Below are 9821 nucleotides of genomic sequence, written 5' to 3'. Positions count from 1 at the left end.
AAGTTGTTGCCGCAAGAAGACAAGGGATCATCAATACACCGAACCAACCGACATAAATACGATTGTTGGTGGAAGTAACCCACTCGCAGAATTGTGGCCAACCTTTGAGCAACGAAGAACGCTGCTGCTGAATGGTGGTCATGAGGACGAATGTGTATGTCCCTAAAGGGACGAGTAAATAAGAGCAGCTAATTAGACTGCCAGCAGTGATATTAAAGGAGAATGCCCCCTTCTGTGGACAATATGTAGGACAATTTATGAAGAGAATCTGCAAGTAGCGCTCAAACAGCACTCGAGAAGTCTTAAGGTTCTTTTAAGATTTACCCTTTGAGGTCGCAAATTGGTTCTAATCAAATGGCTGATCAATGGGCGTAGGCTTGAAGAGAGAGTTCCTCTGAGTGATGCACGTCACAGAAAATATGAATTAGAAGCTCAAGGGGCGATTGTTTATTGGAGCGAGAGAACTTACTTCTGATGTATAAGATCAATCAATGATTGTTTCCATTCTTTTTTAAAATTCCATAATTCTCTTTTGGTAAAGCTCATAGCGATATTTTTTTCCACATACGCTGCTTCATTTATGAAAACAGGAATGAAAGGTTCATCTTCTTCAAATCTAATTATTTCCCCATTTAACTTATAAAACAATTCATCATTTTTTTTTAATTCATGCCAATCCTTTGATTGCCTCAGAGAATGTACATATCCATTAATATTGCCTTCTTCATCTCTTGGTAAATCGATACTTTTTATATGCCTGTGAACTATCAATTTTTCAGGGAAAAAGAGATTTAAGTTCTTAACTTGATGAATTTGTTCCATCAAACTCTCAAGAATCAATTTTGTCTGTGAAATAATTCTTGAATTCAAGAGTCCCTGACCTATGGGACCAATTTCTACTACAAGTCCACAAGGCCAAGATTCAACTAAAAAACCTGTTTGTTTCTGATCAGATTCATGAAGATAAATTGGTAAGCCTAATTTATTTTGAATTAAAGAAGCCAACGCCAAATCTGCATCTCTTCTGCCATAAACAACCAAACAACTACCCATGGACGCTGTAGTTGTATGAAAATCTAAAGCTATTTGACACGGATTTGCTCCTGCTACTCCATAAAGACTAAGTAATTCATTTGCTCTACTTCTCTCAAAATTTGAAGAGTTTGTAGATAAAAATGATTCCTCAAGGAAACTTCGATTCAAATCATTGTGAATATATCTTTTACCAGCCTTTGTCGCCTGAGGATTTCCAATCACCTTACAAGTTTTAATTCCGTAGGTATTTATTAAAAAGGATGATTTATTCCATTCATCAAAAAGCCAGATACCATTTATTTCATTACCATGTGTACCAGCCACGAGAAGTATCTGTAGCGGCATGATTAATCAATAAACCTATAGATAAAAATAAGCTTAAAAGAAATTTATGACCATACCACCAATTTTTGTAAAAGCTGCGAGAAACATTTGGAATTGTGAGTGGAAAATTTTAATGAATGGTCTTGCTCCATCAGATTCAAATGGAAATTACAAGAGGCCATTAAATCTTCAAAAACCAATTCAAATCCCGACAAAGAAAGATTTAACAAATAGATCCTCAAATCAAATGCCAGGCTTAATAGTTGCCAAAAGTTGTCCTTGGGCCCACAGAGCATGGTTGATTTACGAAATCAAAGGATTACAGAAATCAATCAATCTTCATATCGCACAAGTAGACAAGGCAGGAGGAAGATGGATATTAGATCCTCCAATAAAAGGATGTAAAACCCTCCAAGAGCTTTATCGAGAATGCGGAAATCATCAATCAAAAAGAGCAACAGTACCAATGCTTTTCGATCCAGGTAATGAACCCGAATCAAAATCAAGACTTATAAACAATGAAAGTGCTGAGCTTGTAGAAATATTGAATAACTGGCCTGTATATGGACAAGAAATAGACCTTAATCCAATCAAATCTAAACAACAAATAAATAACTGGCAGAATTTAATTCAAGAGAGTATTAATAATGGAGTCTATAAATGTGGATTTGCTAGAAATCAAAAAGCTTATGAAAAAGCCTCTAGCGATATGTTTTCAGCTCTAAAAACCATAGAAGAAAATCTTCAATCAAATGGGCCTTGGCTCTGTGGAGAAGATCTTACAATTGCTGATATAAGACTTTTTCCTACCATTATCAGATGGGAAACAATTTATTGCCCACTATTCAAATGTAGCAATAAACCAATTACATCATTTCCAAATATAATTAAGTGGAGAAAAAAGATTTTTAATATGTACAATATAAAAAACACATGTGATGTTGATTCTTGGAGACAAGATTATTTTGGAACTTTATTTCCTTTGAATCCAAGTAGTATTATTCCTAATGGAGAAGATATAACAACAATTATAAATCATTAATTATCAACTATGAACGAAGAAAATTCTTATTTTAAATCCTCTAATCCAATTAAAGGAGTATATGGAGATTACATAGTAACCCCCAAAGACAAGAGAGAAGTCCTCTTCTATCGATTGTCTATTCTCTTTTGTGGTTTGTTTTTTTCGTTAGGTCTATTCCAATGGTTTACTAATGGATCTAGTCAAGTATGGATTAGTTTTGCTGGCTTGGGAATCAGTTTAGGGTTAAGTCTTAAATGGATACACATATATTTAAGACCTTTACATCAAACACTTGTATTGTTTTGGGCAACTGGTTGCATTGGTTTAGTAATAGTTACATATCACTTTGGATTAACAAACCTTATTTCTTCCCTTAAAGAAAATCCAAAATTGGTATTTCTAGTTGGACCACTTTTTGTATCTTTAACAGGAATCGGTTTCAAAGAGTTTTTTTGTTTTAGAAGAACAGAGGCAATAGGAATCACAATATTCATTCCAATTGCTTTTATTGGACATTTGACTGAACTTATTAGTGAAAAATTTACTTTTTCACTGTTAGTTCTTTCATCGCTACTTTTATTGGTATTAGGGATTAGAAAATTTAACCTGCCAGCAGAAGCTGACATAGGAGATAAAAGTGTGTTTGATTTTTTAGAACGGCAAAGAAAGCTAAATACGCCAGATATTAAGACAAATTAGCCACCAAGGAATTCACCTATGAACAATTTCCCGAGATCAAACGATAAGTGTGCCATGTCAGCGAATGGTGAGGAAATCCAACCAAATTTACAAAGCACGTGCAATATTTCCCCGACATAATTATCTTGTATTAGTTAAAGATTTTGCTGCCTTAAGACGCTATGAAATCCATCGACGAGCATATTCAAAAGGATCAGTCGGAGATCCAAACAGCTAGAGCTTCAGGCAATGATCCTAAAGTTAGGCATTTAACAGATGAGCTTCATTCTCTCGAGGAATATAAAGAGCATCATCCAGAAGATAAGCATGATCCAAATGCTCTTGAACTTTTCTGCGACGCTAATCCTGATGAGCCAGAGTGCTTAGTTTATGACGATTAATTCTTAGAGAAAAACTTGCAAGAAGAAGGGGGCAATAAAATTGCCCCCTTCTTCTTGCTAAGAATTAATTAATAATCCATATTAAAATCTGAAGGGCTGCCAGTTAAAGAGCATACAACTGCCTCCTCATTTTTCATTTGACGTACCTCAGCTATTGGTCTACCCATTTTCTTTAAAACATTAATATCTTGATTAGTCTGGCAACGAGCAATAATTTCTCCTTGTCCATCAAAACAACTGTAAAAATCCATAAATTTAAAGACTCTATTTAGTTATGACCAAGAATTAACTCTAAGACAAGTAGCTATGATTCACTCATAACAATTAATTAATATCCAAGTTCGTTCCATATAGAACTCAACAAATCATCCAGACCAAATTTCGTTACTGCTGAAATTATATGAACCTTTTTTTTAGTTAATTTCTCAATTTTATTGAGAAGTTTTTTAATAGCATCCTCATTTAATAGTTCTTTTTTATTAAGAACAAAAATTCTAGGTCTAGAAATTAAGCCATGACCATAAGACGTTAATTCCTCATTAATAGTTTTGAAATCATTTATTGGATCATTTGATGCTGAATCAATTAAATGGAGCAAAACCTTTGTTCTTTCGATATGTCGGAGAAAATCATGCCCAAGTCCAATGCCTTTTGAGGCTCCAGATATTAAACCAGGAATATCTGCAAAAACTGTTCCATCTCCTGAGGGCCTTCTGACTACTCCAAGATTAGGAATTAAAGTTGTAAATGGATAATCAGCAATTTTTGGTCTTGCAGAGGAGAGTACGGAAATTAATGTACTTTTCCCTGCATTTGGTAAACCAATAATACCTACTTCTGCTAAAAGTTTTAACTCCAATTGTAATGACCATTCTTCCCCATCCTTTCCTTCAGTAAATTTTTCTGGAGCTCTATTACTATTAGATAAATACCGAGCGTTACCGTAGCCTCCTTTACCACCAAACGCGACAATAAGTTGCTGACCTTTGTGAGTTAAGTCACCAAGAATAATATTTGTAGAAAGATGTCGTACCTCTGTTCCGCATGGAACTTTAAGAACAGTATCTTTTCCTGATGCCCCAGTGCATTTATTGGGACCACCTCTCTGACCATTCTCAGCAGAAATTAATTTTTGAAATTTGAAGTCCAAAAGAGTTTGCAAATTATCATCAGCTTCTAAAACAACATTTCCTCCTTGCCCTCCATCTCCTCCTGCAGGCCCACCTGCAGGAACATACTTTTCTCTCCTAAAAGCAGAGATCCCGTCACCACCTGAACCTGCTTTAACATCAATAATGGCCTGATCAATAAATTGCATTTAGAAATATTTATGATCAATAAACTAAATAGTAATTCTTAAATTCATCCTTGCTAAATTCAATAATTTGACAACACTGTTCATAACTTTTATTCCAACTTTAATCAACCATCCATACAACACTACATCCCGGACCTCCATCATGAGGTTCAGCATCGACTACTTTTTCAATATATGAAAGTGAATCCAACCATTTCCTCAAACCTTTTTTCAATTTTCCAGAACCAATCCCATGAATAACCCATAAAGCTCCAGAACAATTTCTCAACTTTTCTTCAATTACCCCCTCCGCTTCATGTACTCGTAAACCTCTTACATCTAATGTATTTTTTTTAGTACGCACTAAGGATAAATTCTTTCTTAGTTGCGAAGTTTGTACTTGCACAAATGGATTTATTTCTACCTTTTGACCATCAAGACTTTCTACTTCAGTCAAACTTACTTTGCTCCGAAATACACCGCATAGCACTATTAATTGCATGCCATCATCTGAAAAAGAAATTATTTCACCTGCTTTACCAATAGAAGACAATCTAACTTTGTCTCCAATCTTAGGAGCCCAACTCTGTATATGCTTCATTTGCTTATCGCTTCGATAGCCCTTTTCCATTTGACGTAATCGTTGACCAGCAACTCTTGCCGTCTCACCACTAGCATTTTGATCTCGCAAACGTTTAATCAAATGTCTAACTTCTTTTTGACCTTCTTTAATTGATGACTCCAACTTAAATCTTCCTTTTTCATTAAACTCATCAGATTGTTGACGTTGTTTCTGCCATCTATCAAGTAATTCTTCATGTAATAATTCTGTTTTAGCCAATAATGCAGCAGCATCCTCAGCTGCTGATTGTTGACGTTCTCTTTGTTTCTCTAAACCCCTAATCACTTGGTTAACGTTATCAACGCTTACAGGATCGATAAATTTCTGAGCACTTTTAATTACCTCTTCATCAAGACCAAGTCTTTTGGAAATCTCTATTGCATTACTTCGACCAGGAATTCCCCATTGCAAATGAAAAGTTGGCTTTATTGTATCACTATCAAAAGAAACAGAGGCATTCTCAAATCTTGGATCGCTATATTTGAGTGCTTTTAATTCTCCAAAATGAGTAGTAGCAATAGTTAATCTTGCCCTATCCGCCATTATTTTTAAAAGAGCCATAGCTAAAGCTGTACCTTCAGTTGGATCAGTTCCGGCTCCAACTTCATCTAAAAGAACAAGAGTCGTACCAGGGAATAGAGCTATAGCATCGAGTATTCGACTTATACGAAGGATATGTCCACTAAATGTTGATAGATTTTGCTGTAATGATTGCTCATCACCAATATCAGCTAAAATGTTTTTACACCATGGTAATCTTGGTGAGCCTGTGCATGGCAAAAGCAAACCTGCTTTAGCCATTAAAACTGCTAGACCTAGGCTTTTTAAAGCAACCGTTTTACCGCCAGTATTAGGGCCTGTAATCGCTACAACTTTTAAATCAGGGGAAACATCAAAACTAGTTGGAATAACTGTCTTTTTTTTCGTATGGAAATCATTCCAAACTAATAAAGGATGACGAAAATCTTTAATCTCAAATGATGTATTTTCCTCATCATCAAGAATTGCTGGTACCCCCTTCAACCACTTAGAGTAACGTGCTCTAGCTAATGAAAACTCAATTTTTAATAGTATCTCACCTAAATGAGCTATTACATTTGCGTTAATGCCAACTTCTTTGCTCCAATTAGCTAGAAGTCTCCTCTCCTCATCTGAGATTTCAGAATCAATCTTAGCTAAACGATTGCCTATAGATATAACAGCTTGTGGTTCAACATAGATTGTACTTCCAGAGGCTGAACTATCATGCACCATTCCTTTAATCTGATCGGAAGTTCCAGCCTTGAATGCCAGAACAGGTCGGCCATATCTCTCTGAAACAAAATTATCTTGCAGCAATCCACTATGTTTCCTAATAATATCTTGAAGAATATCTTTCCTTTGTAGGCGTACTGAATTCATATGTCGACGTAATTCAGAAAGCTTTGCACTTGCGCGATCAGCAATTCTTCCACCTTCATCTAATCCATATTCGAGGAGTTTTTGTAAATCTGGCAAAGTAGCAATGTCTATGAGTAATTCAGAAAGTCGTGGGCGGGTTAATTGATCAAATAATAGTTTTCGTAATTTCCTGGCAGCCCTTAAAGTCTCAGCTACTTTCAATAAGTCTTCACCTGTAGCGATACCGCCTTTTGAACATATTAAAAGAATATTTTCTAAATCATGAACACCTTCAAAAGATATTCCTCCATCAATAGCAATATCTAATGATCCTATTTCTAATGTTTGACACAATAACTCCTGACTTGAAGATATATCAAGTGGCAAAGTAAAGCTTTCACATCTTTTACGACCTTGATGAGTAACGGCGAATGTCGATAAATGGCGACAAACAGTTGGCCATTCAAGTAGATCCAGCGACTCTAAAATAATTTGTGTCTTGCTAGAATCGTCATGATTTATGATTAATCCCATTCGTCTACTTAAAGTCTATTGATTTGTTGGTATCCCTGTTAATGGATGATAGAGCATTTCCAACCAATTCCCTTCTGTATCTTTTAGGTAAAAAGAAGAGGTCCCATCACGATGATCGTGTAAAGCACCAACTTTCATTCCTTGATTTTTTAGAGAGTCATGTATTCTCTCTATTTCATCCTTATTTGTGAAATGAAATGCAAAATGTGGGCCTGCAGCTTTATAGCCTGGACCAAGCAATGCCAATCCATCCCTACTCTCCCCTGCTTCTAAATAACACCAATCAGTATCATCCCAGACAAGCTTCATTCCCAAGCTCATATAAAAGCTTTTAGCCCTATCAACATCATTGACTCTTATCGCTACATGACCGAGACGATGAACACTTTCAAGATTTAAATTAGATGCTTTTTTTATCATACTTTTGATTTGAAGTTCAAATTTTGAATGGTTGTTTTAATCAACTCTATTAATCTTTTAACCATCCTGCGGCATCACATGCATGGTAAGTAAGGATAAGACTAGCTCCCGCTCTTTTAAAACTAAGTAAGGTTTCCAAAACGATTGCCTTTTCATCTATCCAGCCTCTTTGAGCAGCAGCTTTGACCATTGAATATTCACCGCTAACGTTATAAGCAGCTATCGGCAATTCTGATTCTTTTCTTAAACGATAAATAATATCCAAGTAAGCCAAACCTGGTTTGACCATTAAGATGTCCGATCCTTCTTGTTCGTCAAGTTGAGCTTCTGTTATGGCTTCTCTAGCATTGGCTGGGTCCATCTGATAGGTGTTTTTATTTTTTGGAATAGGCTTACTTGATAATGACCTAGGAGCAGAATCTAAAGCTTCTCTAAAAGGGCCATAATATGCAGATGAATATTTTGCTGTGTAACTAATTATTCCTACATGTTCAAAACCTTCATCATCTAGAGCTTCTCTTATGGCTCCAACCCTTCCATCCATCATGTCACTCGGGCCAATTAAATCTGCTCCAGATTTTGCTTGAACAATTGCTTGTTTACACAAATAATCAACTGTTTCATCATTCAAAATTATTCCTTCATCACTAACTATCCCATCATGACCATCACAAGAATATGGATCTAAAGCGACATCAGTCATAATGCACATTTCAGGTATTTCCTTTTTTAATCTTTCAATAGCCCTAGGTATTAAACCTTTTTCGTTAAAACATTCAGCTCCATCTTCTGTTTTTTGCTCGTCTGGAACCTTTGGGAAAAGAACGACACATCTGATCCCAAGATTCCAAGCACGCTTAACCTCATCAACTAATCCATCCAATGACCAGCGAAATGAACCTGGCATAGCTGCTATTTCTTGAATATCTAAACCTTCATGGACGAAAAGAGGATAGATGAAGTCAGAGGCAGAGACGCTATGCTCTCTAACCATCTCTCTTAAAGAGTTAGTTTTACGAAGACGACGAGGCCGATAAGTAAGATCCATATGGACCAATAGAGATAATTACATTTTACTTCCTCTAAGTACTGGCCTGATCGAACCAACTTGCACGAGGTTCATCTAATCGAACAGATCTAAGCTTTTTCAGCAGTTCCAACTCCTCATCAGACCATTTTTCAGGCAACTTTAATTTAAGAGTAAAAAATAAATCTCCTTGAGCATCTAAATCATGCAATCCTTGACCTTCTAATCTCAACTTTTGTTCAGGGACGCTTCCTGAAGGGATTAATAAATATGCATTTCCTTGAGGTGTAGCAACCAAAATATTTGCTCCCAAAGTTAATTCGTCTAAAGAAATAGGTAAATCTGCATAAATATCCAAACCTTTAATTTTCCAAATCGAATGAGATTGAACATTTACTTTAATTAATAAATCACCTCTTTTCCCTTTCCCAAGTTGAATATTTCCCTTATTTTTAATACATATTTCTGATCCTGATTGAATACCTTTTGGAATATCAACCTTAAGACGTTCATTATTGACTAGTAGATTCTTTTTTGTTCCATTAAAAGCCTCAAAAAAAGTAATATTCAATTTAAACTCAGCATCCAAATTTAATGATTGATTCTTTTTATCTGATGATATAGTTGAATAAATTTCTTGGCCAACCTCACTAAATCTACCAATTAAATCACTCAAAAAGTCATCAAATTTTAAAGATTCATCAAATCCAATGCCATTATTTTGGTCATAACTATCTTGAGTCTTTCCATTTCTATTTTTAAACCAATAACTTAGATATTGTTCATAAGACTTTTTTTTCTCTTGATCAGAAAGTGTCTCATAAGCTTCATTGATTTCTTTAAATTTCAACTCAGCTTTCTCATCATAGGGATGTAAGTCAGGATGAAATTTTCTAGCAAGTTTTCTAAAAGCACTTTTGATTTCCTGATCGGTAGCATTTCTACTAACACCAAGAATTTTGAAATAATCCTTAAAACCGTTTAATTCCATATAATTAAAGCTTTTTCCATAGTAAGACCAGTCTTTTTGCTGATTTCATTCAATATAAGTATTTAAAATTAGAGAGCGCCGAACGTAA

Annotated in this window: 10 protein-coding genes and 1 pseudogene; 3 read left to right on the top strand and 8 right to left on the bottom strand. The window is 35.3% G+C overall.

Annotated elements, in window-relative coordinates; all coding sequences use genetic code 11:
• Together DNJ73_RS01455 and DNJ73_RS01450 are read right to left on the bottom strand one after the other, a co-directional pair.
• Window positions 1-142 (bottom strand): annotated as a pseudogene (locus tag DNJ73_RS01455) (photosystem II q(b) protein); the annotation flags it as partial.
• 323 nt (window positions 143-465) lie between these two features.
• The gene (locus DNJ73_RS01450; protein WP_158465943.1) at window positions 466-1383 is read right to left on the bottom strand and encodes an aspartoacylase; all 918 of its coding nucleotides are present in this window, start codon (window positions 1381-1383) and stop codon (window positions 466-468) included.
• 43 nt (window positions 1384-1426) lie between these two features.
• Here DNJ73_RS01450 and DNJ73_RS01445 point away from each other — a divergent pair, with 43 nt between their 5' ends.
• From DNJ73_RS01445 to DNJ73_RS01435, 3 genes are all read left to right on the top strand, one after another.
• Window positions 1427-2401 carry a glutathione S-transferase family protein gene (locus DNJ73_RS01445; RefSeq protein WP_158465942.1) on the top strand — a complete coding sequence of 325 codons (975 nt, stop codon included), beginning with the start codon at window positions 1427-1429 and terminating at the stop codon, window positions 2399-2401.
• 9 nt (window positions 2402-2410) lie between these two features.
• Window positions 2411-3082: a DUF2301 domain-containing membrane protein gene (locus tag DNJ73_RS01440; protein WP_158465941.1), complete on the top strand. Its 672-nt coding sequence runs from the start codon at window positions 2411-2413 to the stop codon at window positions 3080-3082.
• Window positions 3083-3243: 161 nt separating this feature from the next.
• Window positions 3244-3462 (top strand): CP12 domain-containing protein, encoded by a 219-nt coding sequence (locus tag DNJ73_RS01435; RefSeq protein ID WP_158465940.1) that lies wholly within the window; start codon window positions 3244-3246, stop codon window positions 3460-3462.
• A 68-nt stretch (window positions 3463-3530) separates the two neighbouring features.
• On the opposite strand, the gene DNJ73_RS01430 is transcribed toward DNJ73_RS01435, so the two are convergent.
• The 6 genes from DNJ73_RS01430 to DNJ73_RS01405 form a co-directional block, all read right to left on the bottom strand.
• A complete protein-coding gene (locus DNJ73_RS01430) occupies window positions 3531-3713 on the bottom strand; it encodes a hypothetical protein (protein ID WP_158465939.1) in 183 nt (60 codons plus the stop codon).
• A gap of 77 nt (window positions 3714-3790) precedes the next feature.
• Window positions 3791-4780, bottom strand: coding sequence for an Obg family GTPase CgtA (gene cgtA / locus DNJ73_RS01425; protein WP_158465938.1), 990 nt, complete (start codon window positions 4778-4780; stop codon window positions 3791-3793).
• 100 nt (window positions 4781-4880) lie between these two features.
• Window positions 4881-7295, bottom strand: coding sequence for an endonuclease MutS2 (locus DNJ73_RS01420; protein ID WP_158465937.1), 2415 nt, complete (start codon window positions 7293-7295; stop codon window positions 4881-4883).
• Between the two features lie 15 nt (window positions 7296-7310).
• Window positions 7311-7715: a VOC family protein gene (locus DNJ73_RS01415; RefSeq protein WP_158465936.1), complete on the bottom strand. Its 405-nt coding sequence runs from the start codon at window positions 7713-7715 to the stop codon at window positions 7311-7313.
• Window positions 7716-7764: 49 nt separating this feature from the next.
• Window positions 7765-8763: a porphobilinogen synthase gene (gene hemB / locus DNJ73_RS01410; protein WP_158465935.1), complete on the bottom strand. Its 999-nt coding sequence runs from the start codon at window positions 8761-8763 to the stop codon at window positions 7765-7767.
• 34 nt (window positions 8764-8797) lie between these two features.
• A complete protein-coding gene (locus DNJ73_RS01405; RefSeq protein WP_158465934.1) occupies window positions 8798-9733 on the bottom strand; it encodes a DnaJ C-terminal domain-containing protein in 936 nt (311 codons plus the stop codon).
• Window positions 9734-9821: the final 88 nt, after the last annotated feature.

The sequence above is a fragment of the Prochlorococcus marinus XMU1408 genome (assembly GCF_003208055.1).
Taxonomy (GTDB): domain Bacteria; phylum Cyanobacteriota; class Cyanobacteriia; order PCC-6307; family Cyanobiaceae; genus Prochlorococcus_B; species Prochlorococcus_B marinus_A.
The sequence above is the reverse complement of the archived record's forward strand: the minus strand, read 5'-3'. Positions and strand labels throughout refer to the sequence as shown.